Annotated in this window: 21 protein-coding genes and 1 pseudogene; 20 read left to right on the forward strand and 2 right to left on the reverse strand. The window is 46.3% G+C overall.

Annotated features, from left to right (window positions below; genetic code table 11):
- The first annotated feature begins 37 nt into the window (after positions 1 to 37).
- From CZ379_RS16340 to nrdF, 8 genes and pseudogenes are all read left to right on the forward strand, one after another.
- Entirely contained in the window at positions 38 to 865 is an 828-nt protein-coding gene (locus CZ379_RS16340) for a sensor histidine kinase (RefSeq protein WP_110934417.1), read from the forward strand.
- 81 nt (positions 866 to 946) lie between these two features.
- Positions 947 to 1,042 (forward strand): annotated as a pseudogene (locus CZ379_RS26695) (hypothetical protein); the annotation flags it as partial.
- 180 nt (positions 1,043 to 1,222) lie between these two features.
- On the forward strand, positions 1,223 to 2,248 hold the full coding sequence (locus CZ379_RS16345) for an iron-hydroxamate ABC transporter substrate-binding protein (protein WP_110932593.1): 1,026 nt from the start codon (positions 1,223 to 1,225) through the stop codon (positions 2,246 to 2,248).
- Between the two features lie 127 nt (positions 2,249 to 2,375).
- Positions 2,376 to 3,362, forward strand: coding sequence for a FecCD family ABC transporter permease (locus CZ379_RS16350; RefSeq protein ID WP_407668706.1), 987 nt, complete (start codon positions 2,376 to 2,378; stop codon positions 3,360 to 3,362).
- On the forward strand, positions 3,363 to 4,403 hold the full coding sequence (locus CZ379_RS16355; RefSeq protein WP_110932595.1) for a FecCD family ABC transporter permease: 1,041 nt from the start codon (positions 3,363 to 3,365) through the stop codon (positions 4,401 to 4,403).
- Between the two features lie 280 nt (positions 4,404 to 4,683).
- Positions 4,684 to 5,094: a class Ib ribonucleoside-diphosphate reductase assembly flavoprotein NrdI gene (gene nrdI, locus CZ379_RS16360; RefSeq protein WP_110934418.1), complete on the forward strand. Its 411-nt coding sequence runs from the start codon at positions 4,684 to 4,686 to the stop codon at positions 5,092 to 5,094.
- 10 nt (positions 5,095 to 5,104) lie between these two features.
- Positions 5,105 to 7,159: a class 1b ribonucleoside-diphosphate reductase subunit alpha gene (gene nrdE / locus CZ379_RS16365; RefSeq protein ID WP_234405055.1), complete on the forward strand. Its 2,055-nt coding sequence runs from the start codon at positions 5,105 to 5,107 to the stop codon at positions 7,157 to 7,159.
- Between the two features lie 90 nt (positions 7,160 to 7,249).
- Entirely contained in the window at positions 7,250 to 8,245 is a 996-nt protein-coding gene (gene nrdF, locus CZ379_RS16370) for a class 1b ribonucleoside-diphosphate reductase subunit beta (protein ID WP_110932597.1), read from the forward strand.
- A gap of 130 nt (positions 8,246 to 8,375) precedes the next feature.
- On the opposite strand, the gene CZ379_RS16375 is transcribed toward nrdF, so the two are convergent.
- The gene (locus tag CZ379_RS16375) at positions 8,376 to 8,804 is read right to left on the reverse strand and encodes a VOC family protein (protein WP_110932598.1); all 429 of its coding nucleotides are present in this window, start codon (positions 8,802 to 8,804) and stop codon (positions 8,376 to 8,378) included.
- Positions 8,805 to 9,144: 340 nt separating this feature from the next.
- Here CZ379_RS16375 and CZ379_RS26255 point away from each other — a divergent pair, with 340 nt between their 5' ends.
- Together CZ379_RS26255 and CZ379_RS16380 are read left to right on the forward strand one after the other, a co-directional pair.
- Positions 9,145 to 9,486: a sce7726 family protein gene (locus CZ379_RS26255; protein WP_267890519.1), complete on the forward strand. Its 342-nt coding sequence runs from the start codon at positions 9,145 to 9,147 to the stop codon at positions 9,484 to 9,486.
- Positions 9,487 to 9,672: 186 nt separating this feature from the next.
- Positions 9,673 to 9,945, forward strand: coding sequence for a DUF6809 family protein (locus CZ379_RS16380; protein WP_110932599.1), 273 nt, complete (start codon positions 9,673 to 9,675; stop codon positions 9,943 to 9,945).
- A gap of 206 nt (positions 9,946 to 10,151) precedes the next feature.
- Here CZ379_RS16380 and CZ379_RS16385 read toward each other — a convergent pair whose 3' ends face one another.
- Positions 10,152 to 13,076, reverse strand: coding sequence for a hybrid sensor histidine kinase/response regulator (locus CZ379_RS16385; protein ID WP_234404928.1), 2,925 nt, complete (start codon positions 13,074 to 13,076; stop codon positions 10,152 to 10,154).
- A gap of 360 nt (positions 13,077 to 13,436) precedes the next feature.
- On the opposite strand from CZ379_RS16385, the gene CZ379_RS16390 reads away from it, so the two are divergent.
- From CZ379_RS16390 to CZ379_RS16435, 10 genes are all read left to right on the forward strand, one after another.
- Entirely contained in the window at positions 13,437 to 16,037 is a 2,601-nt protein-coding gene (locus tag CZ379_RS16390; protein WP_110932601.1) for a J domain-containing protein, read from the forward strand.
- A complete protein-coding gene (locus CZ379_RS16395; protein WP_234404929.1) occupies positions 16,030 to 16,698 on the forward strand; it encodes a DUF1266 domain-containing protein in 669 nt (222 codons plus the stop codon). Before CZ379_RS16390 ends, CZ379_RS16395 begins: the two co-directional genes overlap by 8 nt.
- A gap of 256 nt (positions 16,699 to 16,954) precedes the next feature.
- On the forward strand, positions 16,955 to 17,578 hold the full coding sequence (locus CZ379_RS16400) for a hypothetical protein (RefSeq protein WP_110932603.1): 624 nt from the start codon (positions 16,955 to 16,957) through the stop codon (positions 17,576 to 17,578).
- Positions 17,571 to 18,086 (forward strand): accessory gene regulator ArgB-like protein, encoded by a 516-nt coding sequence (locus CZ379_RS16405; RefSeq protein WP_110932604.1) that lies wholly within the window; start codon positions 17,571 to 17,573, stop codon positions 18,084 to 18,086. Before CZ379_RS16400 ends, CZ379_RS16405 begins: the two co-directional genes overlap by 8 nt.
- Before the next feature lie 2 nt (positions 18,087 to 18,088).
- The gene (locus tag CZ379_RS16410; protein ID WP_074048639.1) at positions 18,089 to 18,211 is read left to right on the forward strand and encodes a cyclic lactone autoinducer peptide; all 123 of its coding nucleotides are present in this window, start codon (positions 18,089 to 18,091) and stop codon (positions 18,209 to 18,211) included.
- Between the two features lie 169 nt (positions 18,212 to 18,380).
- A complete protein-coding gene (locus CZ379_RS16415; protein ID WP_110932605.1) occupies positions 18,381 to 19,391 on the forward strand; it encodes a phosphotransferase in 1,011 nt (336 codons plus the stop codon).
- 98 nt (positions 19,392 to 19,489) lie between these two features.
- On the forward strand, positions 19,490 to 20,212 hold the full coding sequence (gene sigI / locus CZ379_RS16420) for an RNA polymerase sigma-I factor (protein ID WP_110932606.1): 723 nt from the start codon (positions 19,490 to 19,492) through the stop codon (positions 20,210 to 20,212).
- 2 nt (positions 20,213 to 20,214) lie between these two features.
- Positions 20,215 to 21,852, forward strand: a complete 1,638-nt coding sequence (locus CZ379_RS16425; protein ID WP_199925637.1) for an anti-sigma-I factor RsgI family protein — start codon at positions 20,215 to 20,217, stop codon at positions 21,850 to 21,852.
- A gap of 84 nt (positions 21,853 to 21,936) precedes the next feature.
- Positions 21,937 to 22,143, forward strand: coding sequence for a hypothetical protein (locus CZ379_RS16430; protein WP_110932608.1), 207 nt, complete (start codon positions 21,937 to 21,939; stop codon positions 22,141 to 22,143).
- Positions 22,144 to 22,206: 63 nt separating this feature from the next.
- Positions 22,207 to 23,601 carry an S-layer homology domain-containing protein gene (locus tag CZ379_RS16435; protein ID WP_199925638.1) on the forward strand — a complete coding sequence of 465 codons (1,395 nt, stop codon included), beginning with the start codon at positions 22,207 to 22,209 and terminating at the stop codon, positions 23,599 to 23,601.
- Positions 23,602 to 23,609 lie beyond the last annotated feature (8 nt).

The raw sequence follows: 23,609 nt of genomic DNA on the forward strand, positions 1-23,609 counted from the left end.
GCAGCAATGTCATCTTATCTGGAGGCTGTATATGCGGATGTCGTATAAACAAATCAAATGGCTGATTCTTATTATTCCTACTATCACAATTGGACTGTGGGAGTATATTCGTCATGAATATTTGCTTGCCTATATTTCGATGGAGCTTGGAAATTGGCTAACTCCAGCCATCGTATTTTTGGTGTCTATTCTTTTGTTGACTCAGCTATTCAGAAAAATGGAGCTTATTCAAAAGGAATTAAACGAAGCTAAAGCGCTTAAAGCGGCACTGGAGGAGCGTGAAAAAATAGCTAGGGAGATTCATGACGGCATAGCCCAGTCTTTGTTCCTTCTAAATACGCAGATCAATAAAATAGAGCAGGTGCAGGTTTCCGACAAAATCACGTTCGAGAAATTGAAAAAGAATATTTATCGGATGAATACCGATGCAAGACAAGCGATCGCGAATTTGCGCTATCCGGTGACCCCCGAATCCATATCCTGGATGCAAGGCATCAGCAGTATACTGGAGGAGCTGGAGAGGGAGTCCAATTTGAAATCCCGAGTTAACTGGGACATCCCGGAGGAGCTGCTTTCGGCACGGGACAAGATCGAGCTGTTTGCGCTGATACGCGAGTCGCTCTTTAATATTCGCAAGCATGCAAATGCGTCCGAGGTTCAAATTGAAGGCCATATTGCGGACAAGGGGTGGCAATGTCTCATCATGGATGATGGAGTTGGTTTTGATCGGGGGGAACAACTTAGCAGTGACCGGTATGGCATTAAAATGATGCAGGATCGTGCGGCAGCCATGGACTGGTATTTCAATATTGAAAGAGTCGCTGCGCAAACGATCGTTATGATTCGCAAGGAGAAAACGATGTGACGAAGGGCAACTTGCGTGGAATTCTCCCAATTTCTTTAGCCATAATACGAAAACGCCTACAGTATTTTTATTTATCATTGCGAGCTGGAGGTATTCCGCGGAAAACGAGTGCTGATCTCCGGGGGCGGCGATTCCGCGGTGGATTGGGCGAACGAACTGGAGCCTATTGCGGCGACTCCTGCTAAATGGCCTCGGGGGTAACTCCACAACATCAAAGTATTATCTTGACGATATTTATCTAAGGACATATAATGAGAACGATTATCAATATCAATGAATATTGAGTCAAAGGATTAGACGGCTTCTAGTCAACGATAAGTAATCACTAGCGATATTAAGAAGAGGAGATTAATAGAGATGAGAAACCATCAAGTACGTAGATTCGGTTATGCTATGATCATTATTTTACTGTTGGGCATGCTGTCCGCTTGCGGGAAAAATACGGTAGCTGATCCTGTATCCAGCTCAGGCTCTGATGTTAGCGCCGGGAATGTTGCTAATTTGGAATCGGCCAATTCTGCGAACAGCAGCAATAATGCCGATCATACTGGAACAATTACATATGAAGCGGCGAACGGCGAGGTGGAAATACCGCGGAATCCGCAGCGTGTCGTCGTATTGGCGGATAGTTATGTAGGCTACTTCCTTGCGCTGGGGATCGAGCCTGTCGGCGTATCGCAGCATGTATTGAGCAATCCATATTTCAAAGGTCATTTGGACGGGATTGAAAATTTGGGGGACGGGAAATCAGTGGAGAAAATATTGGAGCTGCAGCCTGATTTAATTATCGAATTTGCCGCTGCGGATACAGCACATATTGATAATCTATCCAAAATCGCCCCGACAGTTGGCGTGGAATATGGTAAGCTTCCGTTAAGGGAACAATTGCTGGAATTCGGTAAAATGATCGGCAAAGAGGATGAAGCGAAGAAATGGATTTCCAAATGGGAGCAGTTGATCGCTGATAATGAACCAAAAGTGAAAGCTGCTGTGGGGGATCAAACGATTTCTATTTTACAGCCTTATTCCAAAGGAATATACGCCTTCGGCCATAATTATGCCAGAGGCGGGGAAATCATTTATGGCGAGTTTCAGCTAAAAGCGCCTGAGCTTCTCCAGAAGGAGGCGATTGACAGCGGCACAGGGTGGGCCAGCATATCGCTGGAGGTGCTGCCTGAATATGCAGGGGACTTTATATTCACCAGCCCATGGTCGGGGGACGATGCTAACCCTGATGTTGTATTTGAAAGTACGATTTGGAAGGATCTCCCGGCTGTCAAAAATAATCGTGTGTTTCCGCTTGATGCTGCGGGCTCATATTTCAACGATCCGATTTCTTTAGAAGCACAATTGGAGTTCATTGTCGAAAGCTTAACCCAATAATCATTAATTCCATGAATCGAGCTTACCGATTCGAGCTGAAGGATGAGGAGAACTTAGTATGACAGAGTTGTTGGAAGGTACAAAGACGGAGGAGCGTTTACCCGCATCGAAGCGGCGGACAAGACCCATGGTCACTTCCTTTATCTTATTAGGGGGGATAGCGGCTCTCCTATTTGGAATTGCGTTGTCTGTCTCCTTTGGTGCGGCGGACATTGAGTTCCTTACCGTCTGGGAAGCGGTGTTTCGCTTTAATCCAGAGCTGACCCAGCACCAGATCATTCAAGAACTGCGACTGCCCCGTGTGCTTGGCGGAGCGATGGTTGGCGCGAGCTTCGCCGTCGCGGGCGCGCTCATGCAGGGAATGACCCGAAATCCAATGGCGGATTCCGGGCTGCTTGGGCTTAATGCGGGGGCGGGCTTCGCGTTGGCGCTGTGCTTTGCATTTTTTCCAGGATTATCATTTAATCTGCTCATTTTGTATTCCTTCCTGGGTGCTGGAGTGGGTGCCGGGCTTGTATTCGGGATCAGTTCTCTGGCGAAAGGGGGACTGACTCCGGTTCGTCTCGTATTAGCCGGGGCGGCTGTCAGCGCATTGCTAGTAGCTTTAAGCGAAGGGGTAGCGTTGTATTTTCGCATCGGGCAGGATCTGGCATTTTGGTCGGCAGGCGGTGTTGCCGGAACGAAGTGGTTCCAGTTGAAAATTATTTTTCCCTGGGTAGGAGGAGCCATTCTCGGTGCGATGATACTCTCCAGATCAATTACGATGTTAAGTCTTGGAGAAGAGGTGGCTGTCGGACTAGGACAACGTACTGGGCTTGTTAAGCTGGCAGGAACGGTTATCGTGCTCATTTTGGCTGGTTCAGCGGTAGCGGTTGTCGGTTCCGTCGGCTTTGTGGGACTTATTATTCCGCATTTAACCCGGTTTCTTGTTGGAGTGGATTATCGCTCAATCATACCTTGCTCAGCGATTTTGGGCAGTCTGCTTGTCGTCTTTGCCGACCTTGCGGCGAGAATGATCAACCCACCATTCGAAACGCCGATTGGGGCGCTCATCGCCCTGATTGGCGTGCCATTCTTCCTCTATCTTGCGCGTAAAGAGAGGAGGGAGCTATAGATGGAACCCGTTCAAGCAGTGTCTTCATCTTCGAACAAACGGAGAATGAAGCGCGGGGTTGTTGTGATGACGATTTTGGGCATTTTAATTATTTGTGCTTTTATTGTGAGTATGAATACGGGATATATCCGTTTGTCGCCGCTTGATGTAGTCAAAACGCTATTTGGCATGGGAACGGAAAAGCAGTCGCTTATCTTGTTTCAATTTCGGCTTCCGCGCATCGTCATTTCCGTGCTGATCGGTGCAGGACTAGCTGTATCGGGCTGTATTTTGCAAGGGATTTCTCGCAATGCGCTGGCTGATCCGGGCATTCTTGGCATTAATGCTGGCGCCGGGCTTATGGTGATGCTGTATGTTTCTTTCTTTCCGGCGACGTCAGCTGGTTCCATATTTCTGCTTCCTGTGCTGGCGCTAGTTGGTGCTGGATTCACCGCCGCACTGATTTATGTGCTGTCTTATAAGCGGAATGAAGGAATATCGCCGACAAGGCTCATTCTTACGGGAATTGGTGTAGCCGCCGGGATTAGCGCGGCAATGATCGTACTGACGCTGAAGCTCGATCCGAATAAGTATCAGTTTGTTGCGACTTGGCTGGCGGGAAGTATTTGGGGTTCCAACTGGAAATTTGTACTTGCGCTGCTGCCGTGGATCATTATACTTCTTCCGTATGTATTCTATAAAGCCCGGGTCATGAACGTGCTGAATCTTGGCGAGAACACGGCAACAGGACTTGGCGCACCTGTAGAGAAAGAGCGTCTGCTGCTGCTTGCCGCGGCGGTTGGCTTGGCAGGCTCCTCCGTTGCGGTGAGCGGCGGGATTGGCTTTGTCGGTCTGATAGGACCTCATCTGGCAAGGAGGCTTGTTGGCCCTAAGCACCAACTGCTATTGCCGACATCGGCTTTGATAGGGGCGCTGCTGGTTATTGTTGCCGATACGATTGGCCGCTGGATATTGCAGCCCTCGGAAATTCCGACGGGAATTGTCGTGTCGGTCATTGGCGCACCATATTTTCTCTATTTGCTCTCAAAAACAAAGGTATAGCAATAAAGCTGTGACGAACTGCAAATCCGGCAGGGGTCGCAGCTTTTTTAACGGGAAAATCGCCAATGCAAACGAAGGCTTTTTATTTTGGGGAAATACCTCTTGATTAATTATGGGAAAACAGGTATATTACAAAGGCGCACTATATTTAGTGTGGCTAGGTGGTCGTATACACCATATATAGTGTGAAAGATGATGGATAAGAATGACTCTAATTAAGAAGGATGCTGCCGATGGCTCATCTCCTGGGATGGGCTATTTGTTTACGGGAGGGAAAGCAATGCTCATTGTCTACGACTCGAAGACGGGAAACGTTAAGCGATTCGTCGGTAAACTGGATGTAGAGCATGTCCAGATTCAAGAGGGCTTGGTCGTTGACCAGCCATTTGTACTCATTACATACACGACGGGATTTGGCCAAGTGCCACAGTCGACCCTGAAATTTCTGGAGGACAATGGCGAACTGCTTCAGGGCGTTGCCTCGAGCGGCAACACGAATTGGGGCGTCCGTTACGGACTTGCCGGAGATCAGGTGGCGGAAATGTACTCCGTCCCTTTATTAATGAAATTCGAACTCAGCGGCACCAAGAAGGATGTCGAGCGATTTAAACAGGAGGTTAAGCAAATTGTCTACACTTACTCAAACTCAAACCGTCACGCAAACGCAAATTCCCAATTGGATACAGCTTAATAATGAAATCATGGTGCAAAAGGACGGGCAATTCCAGTTCCATAAAGACCTGGAGGCCGCTCGAAGCTATTTTGTTGATTACGTCAATCAGAATACGGTTTTCTTCCACGATCTTAAGGAGAAAATCGATTATTTAATAGAGCATCAATATTATGAAGAAGAGCTGTTCGCTAAATATGATTTTGCGGAAGTGAAGAAGCTATATGAAGCGTTATATGCTCGCAAGTTTCGATTCCCTTCATTTATGAGCGCTTTTAAATTCTATAATAACTACGCGATGAAGACGAATGACGGAACGAAGTTTCTGGAGCGCTACGAGGATCGGATTGCCGTTGCGGCATTGTTCCTTGGCGACGGCGACATTAAGAAAGCGAATGACTATGCGGATGTCCTGATTTCACAGGAATATCAGCCGGCTACGCCAACATTTCTGAATGCGGGAAAAAAACGCCGCGGCGAACTGGTCAGCTGCTTTCTACTGGAAGTCGATGATTCGATGAACTCCATTGGGTTCGCGATCAATTCGGCGCTGCAGTTAAGTAAAATCGGGGGCGGGGTCAGCCTGAATCTCAGTAAAATTCGCGCGGCGAGCGAACAAATCAAAGGACTGGATGGCAAGGCAAGCGGCGTGCTGCCGGTAATGAAGCTGTTCGAGGATGCGTTCTCTTATGCGAACCAGCTAGGCCAGCGGGATGGCAGCGGAGTCGTCTATCTCAATTTGTTCCATGCGGATATTCATGAATTTCTAGATACAAAGAAGATCAACAGCGACGAGAAAATCCGCATCAAAACCTTGTCTCTTGGCGTCGTTGCACCGAATAAATTCTTCGAGCTGGTGGAGCAGGATAAGGATATGTATTTGTTCTACCCGCATACCGTCTTTCAGGAATACGGCGTTCACCTGGATGATATGGATTTAACGGCCATGTATGATGAGCTTGTGAATAACCCGAGAGTTCGCAAGAAGAAAATCGTAGCACGCGACCTGATCATCAAAATCGCGCAGACGCAAATGGAGTCCGGCTACCCTTATATTATGTATGTAGATAACACAAATGAGCAGCATGCCTTGAAAGACATCGGGCGCGTCAAATTTTCGAACCTCTGCAGCGAAATTGCGCAGTTGAGCGAAGTGTCAACGATCAATGATTACGGGCAGGAGGATGTCATCAACCGCGATATTTCCTGTAATCTGGGATCATTGAACATTGTCAATGTGATGAAGAACCAGCGGATGCAGGAAACCGTTCATTTGGCAATGGACGCACTGACCGAGGTTTCAGACCGTACTGAGCTGGAAATCGTGCCATCCGTGGCGAAAGCGAACCGGGAGCTGCATTCCGTCGGCCTTGGAGCAATGAACTTGCATGGATTCTTGGCACTGAACCATATTCCTTATGAGTCGAAGGAAGCGATCGACTTTGCAAGGACGTTCTTTATGATGCTGAACTATTACTCGATCGAGCGCTCCATGCTAATCGCCAAAGAGAGACAAGTAAAGTTCAAGGACTTTGAGCGCAGCGAATATGCGAGCGGGGCGTATTTCAAGCGCTATGAGGAGAATGACTATTCGCCGCGTACCGATAAGGTGAAGGCGCTGTTTGAGGGGCATCATATCCCTACTCGGGAGGACTGGCTGCTACTGAAAGAAGAGACGATGAAGCACGGGCTGTACCATGCTTATCGACTGGCCATCGCGCCAACGGGTTCGATATCGTATTTGCAGTCGTCAACGGCTTCGATCGCACCGATTACGCAGCGCATTGAAGAGCGGGAGTACGGGGATTCCAAGACGATTTACCCGATGCCGTTCTTGAACGAGAGCAATTACTTCTTCTATAAAGAAGCTTATGATATGGATATGTTCAATCTGATCGATCTTGTAGCCGAGGTACAGGTGCATATCGACCAGGCAATTTCGACGATTCTGTACGTGAAGGATAACCTGACAACAAGAGATTTGGCGAAATACTATATTTATGCACAGAAAAAAGGGCTAAAGACGCTTTATTATACTCGTACGAGAAAAAGAACGATCGAGGAGTGCATCAGCTGCGTTATTTAAGCGGCAAAGCTGCTTTGATACAAGAAATTTAGCTAGTAATGGCTAGTGCGGTGAGTGAAGCTGCTCGCAGAATACAGGAGGAAAGATAGAATGACAAAGTTCGAAGCGGTCAACTGGAACGCACCTGAAACAGAATATACGGAAATGCTCTGGACGCAGAATACGTCGCAATTTTGGCTGGACACGGAAATTCCGGTATCCAAGGACTTGAAATCTTGGACGGAGCTGAGCGGCGACGAGAAGAATACGTTTATGAAGGTATTGGGCGGACTGACGCTGCTTGACACGGAGCAAGGAAACGTCGGCATGCCGCTGATTGCGCAGCATGTGGAAGGGAAGCAGAAGAAGGCGATTCTAATTTTTCAGGCGGCGATGGAGGAAATCCACGCGAAGAGCTATAGTACGATTTTTACGACCGTGGCTAGCAGTGAGATGATCGGCGATACCTTCCAATGGGTGCGCGGCAATAAATATTTGCAGTATAAGACGCACCGAATTGACACCTATTATCGAGATATTGAACAGGGGAATCTGCTAAGCCTGTATCAGGCGATGGTAGCTTCGGTCTTCTTGGAGAGCTTCTTATTCTACTCCGGGTTCTTCTACCCGCTATACCTGGCGGGACAAGGCAAAATGGTAGCAAGCGGCGAGATCATTAAGCTGATCATCCGCGACGAGAGCGTGCACGGGGTATTCGTTGGACTACTTGCGCAGGAGGTATTCCAGCAGTTGAGCGCAGAAGAGCAGAATTTTGCCGAGAAGTTCGTGAGCGAGCTGTTGATGGATCTATACAAGAATGAGCTGGAGTACACTGAGGAGCTGTACGATCCGATCGGCTTGACCCATGAAGTGAAGAAGTATATTCGTTACAACGCGAACAAAGCGCTTATGAACCTAGGCATCGAGCCGGTCTTTGAAGAGGAAGAGATCAACCCGGTGGTGCTGAATGGAATTCGCACGGAGACGAGCACGCATGATTTCTTCTCCACGAAGGGGAAAGGTTATCAAAAAGGAACCGTCGAGCCATTGCGGGACGATGACTTCGCATTTCTGGATGAAAGAGTGAAGGAATCGAATATTTGGTAATCGAGGCGAATTGAACCGCTGACCGATCAACATAAACTAACATCCCATGACACTAGTGCAGTGTGATGGGATGTTTGCTTTTTGGTGCATTATTATTGATGCGAGCTATTGTGCTCCTTCAGTCGTTAAATTACATTGCGCTTTCGCCGCTGTCGTGGCTGACCTGCCACTCCGTGCCGAACTTGTCCTTGATGTTGCCATAGCATTTGCTCCAGAACGTCTCCTGCAGCTCCATATTCACCGTACCGCCTTCCTTCAGCTTATGGAATACGGATTTGATTTCATCCAGATCTGTGCTGACGAAGGCCAGGGTAATGTTGTTGCCCTGAACATAAGGCATTCCCGGGAAGACGTCGGAGAACATGACATTGCTTCCGTTAATGTTGATGCGTGCATGCATGACTAAATCTTTCGCTTCCTCGGGAAGCTTGTACTCCGGATTCGGCGGCGCTTCTCCAAAGGTCATGATTTGTGGTGCTTCGGTGTTAAATACATCGGCGTAGAACTCTACAGCCTCACGACAGTTGCCATCAAAATTGAAATACACATCAACAGCCATTTGCCACACTCCTATCGGATTTAGGATGATGCTTGACTTCCTTATTGTAGCATTTGGCGAAAGGAAAATAAATTAGTTAGAATTTTAGCTTTATTTTTATGTATTGTTGCTCTCTAAAGGGTTTGATATAATATAATAACAGGAACATTTGTTCTGAATGCCCTAACGGAATTAGATGGATAATAAGGAATTACCGATCCGATAAATAGGCTGAATATCTATGCAAATCTTGTGGAAACTGTAGTGAAGATACCGTATGATTAACTCAAGAAATAAATTATTGACTTCAAGATAAGGTGAACCGCAAAATGAAATAAATGTATTTGAAAATAAGGCCGCTATTGACAACGGAAAAGCGGCGGTATATGAGATCAAGACGGAACTAGATTCATTAGATAGGTTAAGTACCCAAATTAACGATTACTATGCAGCCTTTAATCATGTATGTCTAGTTACCTGTGAATCGAATTTCAGCAAGGTTAGCAGCATCCTCCATAACTCAAACGTTGGTATTTGTATTTTAACAGATAGAAATACCATAAGTACTCGAAAATACCCCCTAGAAGACAACTCTCTACTTAGTCATAAAGCAACCTTTGGTAATTTGAAGAAATATAGTCATGTGTTAAACGATTTGAAAACATCGAAGTGCTTCAAGCTTATAAGTATATGCTTGATCTAGAATTCGATCAGACATAATAGAATATTATTTAATGTTGAATTTAATTACTATTAAATTATAGAACCACGGGTGCTGTAATGTAATCGTGGTTCTTAATATTATTTGTTAGCGATAATTTCGCTAAAAGCTCTTACTGGGGTATCTTTACAATATAATAGTTTAAGTAATAACAGAAAGGGGCAAACAATGAAAAGCTTCTTGGAAGAACTCTATTACGGCAAACTGTATCCGAGCGAGCAGATTGTTCCCGATGATCCCAAATACCGTGCGTTGAGCCGTCAGATATCCGAGATGATGCAGATGTGGAGGCAGAGGCTGTCGGAAGAGGATTTCAGGCAGCTTGAAGCAATGCTGGATTTGCAAGGAGAGTCGAACTCGATACATAATATGGAGACATTCGTCCAGGGTTTTAAGCTGGGGGCTTCCATGATGATCGAGGTATTGAATGGGAAAGAGTAGCTTCATGAAGGCAGGATGTGGGGAGATTTATCCCAGTGTACATAATAGCGATACTACATAAAGTTCTAAAAGGAGAGTAAGCATTCTCGAAAAACGTGAGAAATTACAAAGAGACACTGACCGACTTTAAGGTTAGTGTCTCTTGTATTATTCTAATCCTATTTTGTTGACGGCTTTGCTAAATAGATTCAAGCCTTTGCTTTGTACTATTTTCTAATGGAAAAAGACACCGTGGTTCCTTCACCAAGCTTGCTATCGATCTTCAGACCGCTTCCGTACAGCTGCTTCAGCCGCCTATCCGTATTGTGAAGGCCAATCCCCGTGCGGTGATTGATCTGCCGCTCGAGGATTGTCTGAAGCCTATCATTCGCGATGCCAATCCCGTTATCCGAAATTCGCACCTCAACCTCATACTCGTTCTGCGTAATGCCAATCCTCACCTCTCCGCCTGCTGAACGCTTCAATACGCCGTGGATGACTGCGTTTTCTACGAGTGGCTGAATCGTGAGCGGGGGAATAAAGATCTGAATTGAATCATCGACCTCCCAAATGACCTGCAATCGCCCCCCGAATCGTTCCTTTTGGATATAGAGGTAGGATTGCACTAGGCTAAGTTCATGCTCTAGCGAAGCGGCTTGATCGGAGTTTTGGAAATCGATGCTTAGCCGAATAAAATGGTTCAGTTCCTCAACCAAGGCGTCCATGCGCTCCATATCCACTCTGCTGAGCTCAGCAATAGCCGTGAACGTATTCAGTATGAAATGCGGCTTTATTTGGGCCTGAAGCCAAGCTGCCTCCATTCGTAGACGATCGTTTACCGATTTTTTTAGCTTCGTTAAAGATTTGACACGCGATTTTAGCTCGGTCGCCTTCATCGGTTTGGTAACGTAATCGTTGGCGCCCGCCCGGAAGCCAGCCTCAATGTCCTCGTCTCTGCTGTATGCCGTCAGCAGCAGCACAGGCAGCTCGGACAGCGAATAGCGCTCTCGTACGCGGGACGTCAACTCGTAGCCGGACATGTTAGGCATCATGACGTCGCTGATCACTAAATCAAAGGTGCACCGGTCGAGCTTTGATAGTGCATCCTGACCGCTAGTCGCCGTAATGACTTCATAGGGTTCGGTCGCAAATATACTCTCCAGCACCTTCAAATTGACCGGATCATCATCGACTGCCAGCAGCCGGACGCGATCGCTTATTGGCTCTAGCGTTGCCGCTGATTCTGAAGTGCTAGACACTTGAAATGCATTGGATACCGGAAGGGATATCGGTTCATGAGCCGCTTTAGAAGATTCGGCTATTTTCAAGGTGAAGGCAAATACCGAGCCTTCGCCTGCCTTTGAGTTGGCAGTCATTGTTCCGCCATGCATCTCGACGAGCTGCTTGCAAATGCTGAGCCCAAGGCCGAAGCCGCCGCCTAGCGCGGTAATGCCTTGAACTGCTTGCTCGTAGGGCTCAAAGATTCTCTTCAATACCTCCGTCTCCATGCCGATTCCAGAGTCGGCTACGGAAATAGTCGCCCATCCGTTCGCTGCCGATGCGTGAACCGATACCTCGCCAGCATACGAATATTTGACGGCATTATGCAAAAGATTGAAAAGAATTTGAATCAAGCGGTTCTCATCGGCCATGACGAGAGGGAAATCGCTAGGAATCCGATTGCTGAACTGGAGAGGTTTGCCCTCGGTCATAAATTGCAGCATGTCGATAACGGCCGCAGTCAAGCTGTGAATGGAGACAGGAGCAGGCTGCAGCTTGATACGGTTTTCCTTAAGCCTGCCCAAATCAAGCAGCTCATTCAACATAAAGGACATATGCTGTCCAACCGTAACAAGCAAATCAAGATCCTTGGCGCTTTTGTCGCCCAATGTATTTTTCTCCCTCTCGGATACGGACTGTGAAATATTCAATATGCCATGCAGCGGGTTTCGCAGCTCATGGGCGACCGTCGCTAGAAAGTCATCCTTATGTTTGTCCGCCCTTTGCAGCTTTCTGGCGAGCATCTGAGAATCATCAATAATCTGGAAATATCGCTTAAACCAATACGCTGCAAAACAGATGGTTGCAATGATCAGATCGAACGGGTAAGACACCATCTCAATGCGGAGCGTATAAAGGATGAAGAGCCAGATCAAGCTGCTTATCGCCGCGATAGCAGCGAGCAGCAAGAAGATGTTCTCTTTGCTGTTCTTGATCGTTGAGCCGAACATAACTGCCGGAGCTAGCAGGCAGGGAATAAACATGAGCAGAATATAGAAAGGCTGCAGCACTAGGCTGTAGGAAACAGGCAGTAGCAGAACGATCAACATGCTCGCCATGCATGCGATGATATATAGGAGCGAACCTGTAGTCCGCAGCCAATAAGGCAAACGATGACGGATCGTTTGCACCAGGAAATAACCGCCGGAGATGATGGTGATAAATAAAATTTTTATGCTCCACTCATAATTAAAAGGCAGCCACACCAATAGCAGCCTCTCGCCGTCGAGCAACGTTCCAAGCACGATACAAGTAATCATGCCTGAAAAGTAGAGCAAGCGCTTATCGCGGCTGCCGATAAAAAATAGCACGACTCCATATAGCGCATGGATCATGTAAGCTATACAAGCGAAACGGATCATATCTCTCACAAAGTGAATTTCCCGATCAAGTGTATTTTCTAATCCAAACTTTATGGGTCGATTAAGCCCGCCTGTACGTATGTTATCAAAGTTCGCTACTTGAATGACGAGATCGAGAACATTCTCGTTTTCCAGCGTGTAATAAGCGGTAAAGGGAAGATCCAGCGGCTCGTATGCCCCCTTATGTTCCGCTGGTTGTCCGGTTTGCCCGATCAATTGGCCGTTGACGTAAACCTTCGACGAGGCCGTGATGCTAGTGATGTGGAAGCCAAAGGATTTGCCCTGGTTCGGATCGACTAGAATTCGCAAGCGGTATGAGCCGAATCCATAATATGGATTCACGCCTTGCTCCTTGGGAAATTTCCAGCTGTCCGGAACCGATATGTAATCGACTGTATGTTCGATAGGCGTGCTGTTATCGCTGCTCTGCATAAGAAAGGTGTGGGGATAAAAAATCCATTCGCCATCCAGCTTTACCGTGTGTTTCGCCAACGGGCTCCAGTTCCTCAAATCTAATTCTCCCCGAACTGCATGCGGTTGAGCGGGGGCGGTGAAGAAATGCATCCACACAAAGCGAAATCCTGTAAGAATGGATAAAAACAACAGAGATATAAGTATTGTTTTTCTTATATTCATTATAATCCACCTGAATCCGACACGATTCGTCAAACTCCTTTTAAATAATTATGAGGATACTCTATCAATATAGCAAGGAAATAATAACATACCTACATCTACTAAAAATGAACACGTGCTCGTGGCAGCTAATTTAATATTGATCGGTTTGACATGGCAAAGGAAGGAGGAAAAAGTAGGAAAATAGCGAATAGTTCTTTTATACTAAAATTGCTGAATTAAGGGGTTTGTTGAATGAATTTTTGGGACCGCTTGGGAATTTCCCCTACATTTGAAACGGTTGTCATAAAACGCGCTTATGCTAAGATGCTGCAAGTATATCATCCGGAGGAGGATCCTGAAGGATTTCAGCTGTTGAGAGAAGCCTATGAGCAGGCGCTAATTGAATCGAAATACATAAAAGAACTGCAGCAGAATCAATTGGAGCTTGAGCCTGAATCTGTGCCGGATGGACAAACGGCGCCATCTCATCAGGAGAGCATGGAGTTTGATATAAAGACCTTTGCCGGTGATCCTGCAAGCGGATTACACCGTGAGGAAATCTCAGCTCAGGCTTATGCGGATTGTTTTATGAACCATGTTGAAGCACTTTATAATAACTTTGCGGCACGAAGGGATCTGGAGCAGTGGAGGTCTTTGGTGCTACGAGAAGAAATGTGGCGGCTGGACATCAAGGAATTAGTCAACATGCGGTTGTTATCATTTCTCACCGAGAGCTACCATTTGCCAAAGGCAGTTTGGACGCTGTTAAATGAGAATTTCGCTTGGACAGATCAAGAGCTGGAGCTGAATAAGCATTTCTCAAGCGACTTTGTAGACTATTTGCTTATGGAAGTGAGAAAAGCATGGGGACTGCGTTACGATTTTATTCCAGATGATTTACCGGAAGTGGATACTTATTTGTCCCATCGGAATGAGGCTCATTTCGCGCTGATTCATAACCAATTGGAACATGCCAATCACTATCTGGCAGCAGCGCAGGAAATATATGCAGATGACCCGGAATTGTTGCGACTAGGTGCCGAGTTCTTCGGGCGCAGTGGCGATATTAATCAGGCCTCTATTGCGGTTAATCGGATTATTGAGCTGGAACCAGCAAATATCGATGGATTTATGCATCGGGCCAACCTCGCGTTCAGGCTAGGAGAGATCGCACAAGCGTTCGCGGACTATCAGTATATTTTATCCCAGAATCCCAACGATTTAACGGCCCTGAACGGGCTGGCACGATGCTACTTGGCTTATGATCAACCAAGAGAAGCGAAATCGATCTGGGAACACATCATAGAACGGTATCCGTTTGATTTAGATGCTCGCGTAAGTCTGCTTCAAGCGAATAAGCTTCTCCTGGAAGTTGCGATGCAGGAGCTGAGGGAATCCCCGGGCAACGAGACATTACGATTTTCATTAGCTGAGTTGTACTATGACTTGGAAATGTGGAGCGAATGCTGTCAGGCCCTTGAATCTCTTCATGCAGCAAATCTGCGAACATCTGATTTATATTTGCTGTGGGGGCGCGCGCTGTGGTCGCAGGAATTGATTAGGGAAAGTGTGGATTTCTATGATCAGGCGTGGGCTGTGGCAATGGAAGAAGGAGTCAACGGTTACGATATTCTCGTGGCACGGGGGACTGCTTACGTCAAGCTGGAGGAAATACAGTTTGGAATCCGGGATCTTACCGCTGCGCTGCAGATGAATCCCAATGACATTGACGTCTTATATGAGTTAAGCTGGGCCTATTATCTGGAGAAAGATCCAGAGAAGGGAATAGAGCTTTCGACGCGAGCCATATCCTTGGATCCTACGTTTTGGGGACTATATAACGTTAGAAGCGGCTGTTATTTTAATTCAGGACAGTATAGAGCCTCGATTGCGGACGATATTAAGGTATTGGGGCATGAATTTGGTTTCGCATACGTTTGGTTCAGAAAGGGGATCAGCCATTTATATATGGAAGAATATGAGGAGGCGGCTGAGTGTCTTGAAAATGCATTAGAATGGAACTATAGGAAGTTCGCCTATTATGAATTGGCTGGCGCTCGCTTCTTAAACCAAAATTACGAAGGGGCCTTGGAGGCCATTCGGGAATATATACGTCACTTCCCGGAGGAGTCCCGCGGTTATGTATTGGAGGGCGATATCTACCGTGCGATAGGTAATGACGCTAAAGCTACAGCTATCTACTGCGAAGCTGCCGAGATGTTCCCTGAAGATTACTATTCTTCAAAATTGGCACTCTATATGCTGTTAAAACAATGGGATTTGGAGCAGATGGAGCGGATTGACGCCAGTATTTCTAGAATAATGCAGCAGCGGCCGGACGATCAGTGGGTACTTCTCGAAACCATTAAGCTATTGTTGAACTTAAAGCAATGGAAGCCTATCCCGAGTATTGTCCAGAATTACCTCATGCAAAGAGGTGAGGATGATCCCTACGCATCCCTCGTCTGGCTGTATTCCGGGGTCGCTTATTACCATATGGGTAATTACCAAGATAGCATTAAGCATTTGCTTCGGGGATATGAGCTTGGGGAACGGAATGAAGTGCTCGTATACTTGAGCGCGGCATATTACAAGCGCGGAGATTTGGAGTTGGCGGCAGCTTATGCCCAGCTGACCTGTCAGCAATATCCTAATGAGTCCGATTATGCTCTATATTATGAACAGATTCAGCAGAAGCTGGCAAACTCAAAGAAATTTCTGCAAGCAGTGTTTGGGCGTAGAAATTCAGCAGGGATTACGATGCCAGACAAAATTTATCTCGATCATCAGACTGTAAGTAAAGTTTGTTCTCTGCATTTTGTTGTGAATGGAGTTGAGTACATTGTTGAGTAGCAGCAATCCAGATCGTTATACATTGGCGGATCGTTGGTGTACTGCATTAGGCGCTGTATTATTAGAGAGGAATGGTCTCAACCCTGCCAATAATTATGAATTTGAATATACCGAGGAAATTGATGCGGAGCACAGGCATGCATTGAAACGAGATTGGGGCATCGCTAGCAAGGGAGAATTAATGAGTAATTTGCAAGATTTGCAGCAAGGGGGACACAATGCCTCGTTTCTAAACATTCGTTCTTTTCTGTCCACGTTATCCGTCAGCGACCAAAATCAATATATTGCATCCATGCCGAACTCCACGCAAGAGTACAGGCAACACCGAATTGTGCAGGCTTATATGAATAGGCTGCCATCCGTAGGGATCGCTGCATGGGACTGGGGCAGATACGTCTATTTATGCAAAAATAGTGTGTTCCTCGGCTATATCTCGAGAGAAGAGGCCGAGGAACTGGTAATGCCTATCGCCAAGATGACTCAGCAATGTTATTCGAGCTGGCATGAATACGGCATTAGCTATTTAATTGGCAGGCAGTTCTGGTGGGGACAAATTACGGCCGACAGCGCAGAGCAAATGACAAGATACGTTCATCGGCTCGTTATCCACCCAGACAGTCCATGGAACCAATTAGATTGGAACACGCCATTGGAAGGCTAATCTTTGCATTGAAGCTTGTCCCATTTGAAGTATTTCATAGGCCTAAAAGTATAGTTCTTAGGAACAATGTCTCAATTATACCAAAACTAGTAAAATTCTCTTGCAAAATCATGGGCTACAGTGTATATTTTAATTAACTAAATAGACCAAATTTTACCAGAGATAATACTGGTTTCCAGAAGCCGCATGAGGTCACTGAAGGCGACCGCAAACAAATACAGAAAAGACGTAAATCGCTAAAGGGTGAGCTCGAATTATGGAATCAGTCGCTTTTATGGCTTTTTCAACCATCGAGGGGCTTGGTATTTTCGCACTGATGATGACAATATTCAAGATAAATCCTCTGCATTACTCTTGGCAGGCCTTGTTTGTTATTCTATTAATGTCATTGCAAAGCTACTTGCTGCGCAGTGAACTTCCTCTCTATTATTTAGTACCGATTATTAATATCATGTTATTTATATTTTTTGTGGCGACGGTGGTAAAAGAACCTTTGGTTGGTGCTGCGGTCATCACGCTTACTGGCTATACGGCATTTAGTTTACTGCAGACCATGATTGTAAAATTCGTATTCGATTCCATTATTGAATCGCAGACCATATTGGTCTATGGCTATGCCTTGCAAACTTCTAGCGCAGTTACGACCGGGCTTGTGGCGTGGCTGCTTTATAAGCTCGGAATCGGATTTACGTGGAGTTTCGAGAGGGTCAGGTTCAAACGTGAGGACTTAATTGTCAGCTCTTCCATTTTTGTTGTATTGATATTTTTCACTATTATTCTATATCGGAATGAGATATGGTCCAATATATTATTTTTCTCTATCACGCTCTCCTTTTTTCTATATTATGCAGTTAGGAAGGAGAAGAAGGATCATGATTAATGTGATGGCCGATAAAATCGCTGTCGGAATTAAGCGAACGGCTCCTGATCATCCTGCCTCCATCGCCGTTCTGCGCTACTCCATCGCTCTGCTGTTGAATGCCGCACTAATTATATCGATAACATTGCTGCTGTCGGTATTCACCGGCAGAACGAAAGAAATTATGATCCTGTTAGTATCGTTTGCCGTTCTACGTCAGGTTTCTGGCGGAATTCACCTGAATTCCGGCATAAAATGCATTCTTACAACGACCACGCTGTTTACATTGCTGTCCGTCATCGAACTTACTTTTTCTTATGCGATGATCATCAACGGAATAGCAGCCATTCTTTGCCTCATCTTTGCCCCTTCTAGAATTGAGAAACAGACGCGTATTCCCTTGAAATATTATCCACTCCTAAAATTGGCTTCCGTGCTGATCGTCAGCTCTAATTTTCTAATCATGTCACCCGTACTTAGCCTATCCTTTGTTGCCCAGTCAGTGCTGTTAATCAAACTAAGGAGGTGAGAATGATGAAGAAAGTAGCCTATGCCAGCGCATCCATGTTGTCTCTCTTCGCTGCGTTTGTTGTATCCACCGCTAGCTTCCTGTACATTTATCAAGGCGAAACGCCGGAGGAATTGCTCAAGTAAGTAACTTAAATTGCATTGATGTGAAAATTTATTCGAATATGAAGTAAGACAGGAAACTCAGTGGCGAAGAGAAGCTGCTGGGTTTCTTTGTTTTTGAGTTTTATTTTTGTTAGAGTAAAATAGTTTTAATATGAAATCCCTTCCAGGGGAGAAGAGAGAGGAACAAGAGATGCTAAGTTCAATTCTGAATCATTATCCGCAGGAATACATAGGGAAAGCACAGCAGGGGGCGAGCGGCTGGAACAATACGACATACTTTATTGAAGGCAGCCTTCGCCGCAGTGTGCTGCGGGTATATGAAACGCATCGGGATACGGATAAAATACGATTCGAGCATGCGGTGCTGCAGACGCTGGATCAAGCCGCTGCGAGCTTTCGCGTGCCGCTTCCGATTACAACACTTGCTGGCGAGACAATCGTGAGATTGGAGGATGGCAGTGGACGATATGCTTGCATGTTTGAGTTCATAGAAGGCATGCGGCTGGAAGGGGATAGCGCTAGAGCAGCCTTCTCCTTCGGAGAAGCCGCGGGCGAATTGCTGCTGGCCTTGGCAGAGGTTGAGCCCGGGCTGCAGCCGGCTTATCGGCCGTATTATGAGCTATCCCAGTCTTATCCGGCATGCAGCCCAGATATCGTTATGGCATTTTGCAATCATCCTCCTGAGCCGTTCAAAGATTTGCAGGATTCGCTGATCGAACTGGCGCAAGCGTACCATGATATGCTTCAGAAGCTGGATGGATTGGAGAAGCTGCCGCAGCAATTGATTCATGGGGATCTCAACTATTCTAACCTGCTGGTAGATGCACATGATCCGGCACGGGTGACAGCGCTGCTTGATTTCGAATTTTGTACGAAGGATGTACGGTCGATGGAGCCTGCAGTCGTTATTTCCGGGCTGCTGGGTCAAGGCGAGAGCGAGAATCGGGAAGCCGTAAGGCTGTTCTGTCAAGGGTTTGGGGGAAGGATTCGCCTAATGCCTGAAGAGATTGAGGCGATTCCGGTACTTATGCGCTTACGTCAAATCGATGTCTTCTTACATTTTTTGAGCCGCTTCTTTAACGGTACGGATGGCCCTCGGGTATTGCGCGATCAAGTAGAGTCTATTTCAACCGAGCTGAGACAGCTAGAGCGGAACGATGCTTGGTTTACGGATTGCCTGATGCAATACATCAGCCTCTAAGGCTTCCGAGCTCTAATTACGATATATATCTTATACTAGTGGGAGATTACCCCCATAAACAGCTATGACATACACGTAATAGGAAGTGATTACATTTGATGGACAGGCCGATAGATCAGGTTCTTAAGGAAATTCAACAAAAGGGGAACGTGGCCGAAAGGGATATGCTGATTGAGCACTATCGTCCCTTTATCCTGCGGACGGTTTCTCATGTATGCAAGCGGCAAATCGGATGGGATCATGATGAATCCAGCATAGGATTGATCGCTTTTAACGAAGCCATTGACCGTTATAACGAAACGATGGGGAAATCATTTGACAACTTCGCTTTTATGTTGATTCGAAATCGGTTGGTGGATGAGTTTCGCAGGCAAGGGAGAATACTGCGAGCTGAAAGCGTCGTATATGACGATATTCGCGATGAATTTGAGCAGACCGCAACGGAAGTCGCCAGCTCCATGGAAGCTTATGAACGGGAGCAGACGGCGTTGGAGCTGGCTCAGGAGCTTCTGCTCTATGATGAAACATTGCAGGAATATGGTGTATCCCTAGAGGAATTGGAGAGTATTTCTCCCAAGCATCGGGATACTCGCAAGCAATTCATCCAAATGGCCAAGCATTTTAGCGGGCACAGGAATTGGATTGATATTTTACATAAAACAAAACGTCTGCCGATGAAGGAGATGTTGGATTTATTTAAGGTAAGCCGTAAAACATTAGAAAGAAACCGCAAGTATTTGATTGCGCTCGTTCTGATATATTCTAACGATGAGTTTGGGCGAATTCGCAGTACTGTCTCGTTTGCGGATGTGGGAGAGTGATGATGATGCAGGGCACAGTGATGAAAATAACAGAACGTTGTATCGTTGTCCTCTGTGAGGATGGGACATTCCGTAATTTGCCGCTTCCGTCGGTCATGCCGCGCTTAGGGGACAAAATCTCCATACCTGAGCCGGTACAGAGGCAGAGGTATATGCGGTATTTGAAGAAGCAATGGATGTATGCAGCTTCTATAGTGCTGCTGCTAGGCGTTGTTTTTTTCTATAATTATTTGCAGCAGCCAAAGCAGTCAGCGACCCTGGTGGCGATTGATATTAACCCGGGTATTGAACTGGTCGTGAATCAGCAGGGCATGATCGATCAGGTTAATCTGCTAAATGAGGAGGCCAAGCTGCTATTATCCGGGAAGGAACTGGTCAACCAGCAATTCTATCAAGCCGTGCAGTGGATTATTGACCAAGCGGAAGAGCATGGATACTTAGATGCAGATACGGAGAAAAAATGGGTTTGGTTATCGATCGTGGATCTTGGCAATGGAGCCCAATCTATTGATCCAAAGCAAATTTCCGCTCAAGCCAAGCGCTATAATGTCGAGGTTTTTGCGGCGAATAAGCAGCAGTTGGAGCAAGCGAAGGATGCCGAGCTGACGCTGAATAAATACATCGTACTAGAGCTGGCAGCAGAGAAGGGAATTGAATTAACCCCTGAGCAGCTGCGGAGCCAATCGATTTTGAGCTCGCTTCAACAGGCAGGGGTTGATCCCGAGGCTCTATTTGCCAAGCCGCTTCAACTATCCGGCAAGGTTCAGTCTCCGAACGAATCCTTGAATTCCAGTCCAAGCAGAGCCGAGCCGCAGAACAGTATCCAGGACGTGGATGCCGAGATAGCAGATCATCGAAATGAGGAAGGGGCATTTGCATCAAGTCAAGGTGAGCAGGTGGGAGCAGGCAGCCTAGTCGATAACAGCAGCGTTAATGAATCAAACGGCACGGAATTGCCTACGCTGAAACCGATCGATTCATCCAATGCCGAGGTTCGGGAACAGCTAGAAGCCGATAAAGCGGAGATAATGCCGAAGGCGAATTCAAAGACGGAAATTCAAAAGCTGAATCTGCAGGTGAAGCTGGTGGATGACGGGGAAATCAAGGTCGAATATAAGCAGAAAGATGGCAGGATCGAGGCCAAGGTAGAGAGGAAAACCAAGCAAAAAGAAGACAAGCAGCAGGGTCAGCAGGCTGTCACCTTTGCCGAGAACGTCATTAAGCATTTGAATCTTCAGGATAGAAGCGATAGGAAGGTTGTAGTGAGCCGAATTATATCGTCTTTAAATGTGAAGCAAAATGAGTGGCATGAAATCGAGTTTGAGGTTAAATTCTCGAATGGCAGCGAGCTTGAGTTCGAGGCTGTAAATCCGTTGAAAGCTGAGGAAGAAGCCCAGGCGAAGAAGAAGGAGCAGCAGCAGAAGGAACAAAAGCAGAAGGAACTGAAGAAGAAAGCAGAACAAGAGAAGAAAGATCAAGAGAAAGCAAATAAGAAAGAAAAAGAAATCGAAAAAGAGAAAGAAAACGCGCTGGAGAAAGCCAAGAAGAAGGAAGCAGAACAGAAAAAGGAGCAGGCGAAAAAGGCCGCAAAGAAAAACAATAAAGACGAAAATGATGATGATGACGACGAGGATGATTAGGTTAATTTTTAGCGGCCCCCACAAAAACATTCTATCTTGCGTAATAACAGATGTACGGAAAATGGTTGGATAGGGGGGTTGTGAATGGCGCTGATCAATTGCGATAAATGCGGAGCATTGATGATTTGGAAACCTACCCATTTATGCAGCGAGTGTCTGAGGTTTCAGCTTGAGGAAGTCAACAAGGTGAAAGACTATCTTGCCGAGCACCCTCAGGCCAGCATCATGGAGGTGGAGCGGAATACGAAGGTCTCTCTTAGAACAATTCAAGAGATGGCTTCAAAATCATAGACGCAACACCATATGTAGAATATGGGTGGTTCAATATTGTTGCTTGAAGAGAGGGAGGATATCATGAAGAAATTAAGAGGATTGCTTAGCTTGCTGCTTGCCAGCATTCTCACCATCGGCTTCTCTGTACAAATTATCGCGGCGAAGGATGTGAAGACGAAGGGGGTGGAGAATGGGCGCGCGCAACTTGTATTGGAATTTGACGATATTCAGGAAGCGGAATGGGCAGCGGGGTACATAACAAAAATGCAATCGAAAAAAGTATTGCAGGGCTTTGAGGATGGCACTTTTCGCCCGAATCAGCCAGTGACCCGCGTTGAGGCGATCGTTACTGCGGTTCGCCTGATGGGGCTGGAAAGCGAAGCCAAATCACAATCCATGGATACCCAGCTTCATTTCAAGGATGCGGATCAGTTGGACAAGCGGTTCCCATGGGCGAAAGGATACGTCATCGTAGCGCTGGAACACGGTTTATTCGATGCGGCAGAGGACAAAATCATTCCGGACAAGCCAGCAAGCCGCGTATGGGTGTCGAGCTTGCTAGTTAAGTCCTTGGGGCTTCAAGACGAAGCGCTTCGCCAAATGACGAAGATTCCAGATTTTAATGATGCAAAGGCTATTCCAGCGGGTGCAATTGGTTATGTTAATGTGGCGGTGTCGCAAGGAATCGTCAGCGGTTATCCCGACGGCACCTTCAAACCGAACAAGAATGTGACGCGCGCAGAGATGGCTGCGCTTTTGGATCGCACGAATGATGGCCTGCTTCAAAATCAAGGAGCCGTGTCCATTAGCGGTACCGTAAAGGAGATTCAATTCACCACAGATGCTGCAGACAATTTCAATAACCAAAGCAACGGTCAAATAAAAATTGAAACCTGGAATAAAGAGCTGCTGTCTTACGGTATTTCTTCCAAATTGCCTGTAAAGCACAATAAAAAATTCATTCTGGCCGATCAAATTGCTGTCAATAATCCAATGAGATTGATCGTTAAAGACGGTCAAGTTGTGGAAGCAGAGCTGCTCAGTACTAAAGAAGTGAGCAAGGATGGAACATCTAAGAAGGAGCCGAATCAAGAGAAAAAACCGAATCAGGAGCAAAAGGCCGGCGCAATTGCTGAGTTTGACTTTGAAGTTGAATTAGCTGGCAAGGAGAAAATTAAGCTGGAGTATAAAAACAAGAAGGGAACAGCTCAGGCTCAGGTAGAAAAAGAATCCAAAAAGGATAAGGAAAAGCTGAAGGGCAATCAGGCTGTTCAATATATGGAGGAGCTTATCGCTAAAGCGGGTTTGACCGACAGCATGAGCGGCAACGAAGCCGTAGATAAGCTTATGGCAGCTCTTAACATCGACAAAGGTCAAGTGAAAGAGCTGGAGCTAGAGGTTAAATTTTCTAGCGGGAAGCAAATGAAAATCGAATTCGAAAATGATGATGATCACGACGATGACGATGAGGATTAATTAGATAA

Source organism: Paenibacillus bouchesdurhonensis, assembly GCF_900155685.1.
Lineage (GTDB): Bacteria > Bacillota > Bacilli > Paenibacillales > Paenibacillaceae > Fontibacillus > Fontibacillus bouchesdurhonensis.

What these genes read in the sequence shown, in the direction of transcription:
- CZ379_RS16340 (WP_110934417.1), top strand. Translation starts at nt 38, where the DNA reads ATGTCGTATAAACAAATCAAATGGCTGATTCTTATTATTCCTACTATC.
- CZ379_RS16345 (WP_110932593.1), top strand. Translation starts at nt 1,223, where the DNA reads ATGAGAAACCATCAAGTACGTAGATTCGGTTATGCTATGATCATTATT.
- CZ379_RS16350 (WP_407668706.1), top strand. Translation starts at nt 2,376, where the DNA reads ATGGTCACTTCCTTTATCTTATTAGGGGGGATAGCGGCTCTCCTATTT.
- CZ379_RS16355 (WP_110932595.1), top strand. Translation starts at nt 3,363, where the DNA reads ATGGAACCCGTTCAAGCAGTGTCTTCATCTTCGAACAAACGGAGAATG.
- nrdI (WP_110934418.1), top strand. Translation starts at nt 4,684, where the DNA reads ATGCTCATTGTCTACGACTCGAAGACGGGAAACGTTAAGCGATTCGTC.
- nrdE (WP_234405055.1), top strand. Translation starts at nt 5,105, where the DNA reads ATGGTGCAAAAGGACGGGCAATTCCAGTTCCATAAAGACCTGGAGGCC.
- nrdF (WP_110932597.1), top strand. Translation starts at nt 7,250, where the DNA reads ATGACAAAGTTCGAAGCGGTCAACTGGAACGCACCTGAAACAGAATAT.
- CZ379_RS16375 (WP_110932598.1), bottom strand. Translation starts at nt 8,804, where the DNA reads ATGGCTGTTGATGTGTATTTCAATTTTGATGGCAACTGTCGTGAGGCT.
- CZ379_RS16380 (WP_110932599.1), top strand. Translation starts at nt 9,673, where the DNA reads ATGAAAAGCTTCTTGGAAGAACTCTATTACGGCAAACTGTATCCGAGC.
- CZ379_RS16390 (WP_110932601.1), top strand. Translation starts at nt 13,437, where the DNA reads ATGAATTTTTGGGACCGCTTGGGAATTTCCCCTACATTTGAAACGGTT.
- CZ379_RS16400 (WP_110932603.1), top strand. Translation starts at nt 16,955, where the DNA reads ATGGAATCAGTCGCTTTTATGGCTTTTTCAACCATCGAGGGGCTTGGT.
- CZ379_RS16405 (WP_110932604.1), top strand. Translation starts at nt 17,571, where the DNA reads ATGATTAATGTGATGGCCGATAAAATCGCTGTCGGAATTAAGCGAACG.
- CZ379_RS16410 (WP_074048639.1), top strand. Translation starts at nt 18,089, where the DNA reads ATGATGAAGAAAGTAGCCTATGCCAGCGCATCCATGTTGTCTCTCTTC.
- CZ379_RS16415 (WP_110932605.1), top strand. Translation starts at nt 18,381, where the DNA reads ATGCTAAGTTCAATTCTGAATCATTATCCGCAGGAATACATAGGGAAA.
- sigI (WP_110932606.1), top strand. Translation starts at nt 19,490, where the DNA reads ATGGACAGGCCGATAGATCAGGTTCTTAAGGAAATTCAACAAAAGGGG.
- CZ379_RS16425 (WP_199925637.1), top strand. Translation starts at nt 20,215, where the DNA reads ATGATGCAGGGCACAGTGATGAAAATAACAGAACGTTGTATCGTTGTC.
- CZ379_RS16430 (WP_110932608.1), top strand. Translation starts at nt 21,937, where the DNA reads ATGGCGCTGATCAATTGCGATAAATGCGGAGCATTGATGATTTGGAAA.
- CZ379_RS16435 (WP_199925638.1), top strand. Translation starts at nt 22,207, where the DNA reads ATGAAGAAATTAAGAGGATTGCTTAGCTTGCTGCTTGCCAGCATTCTC.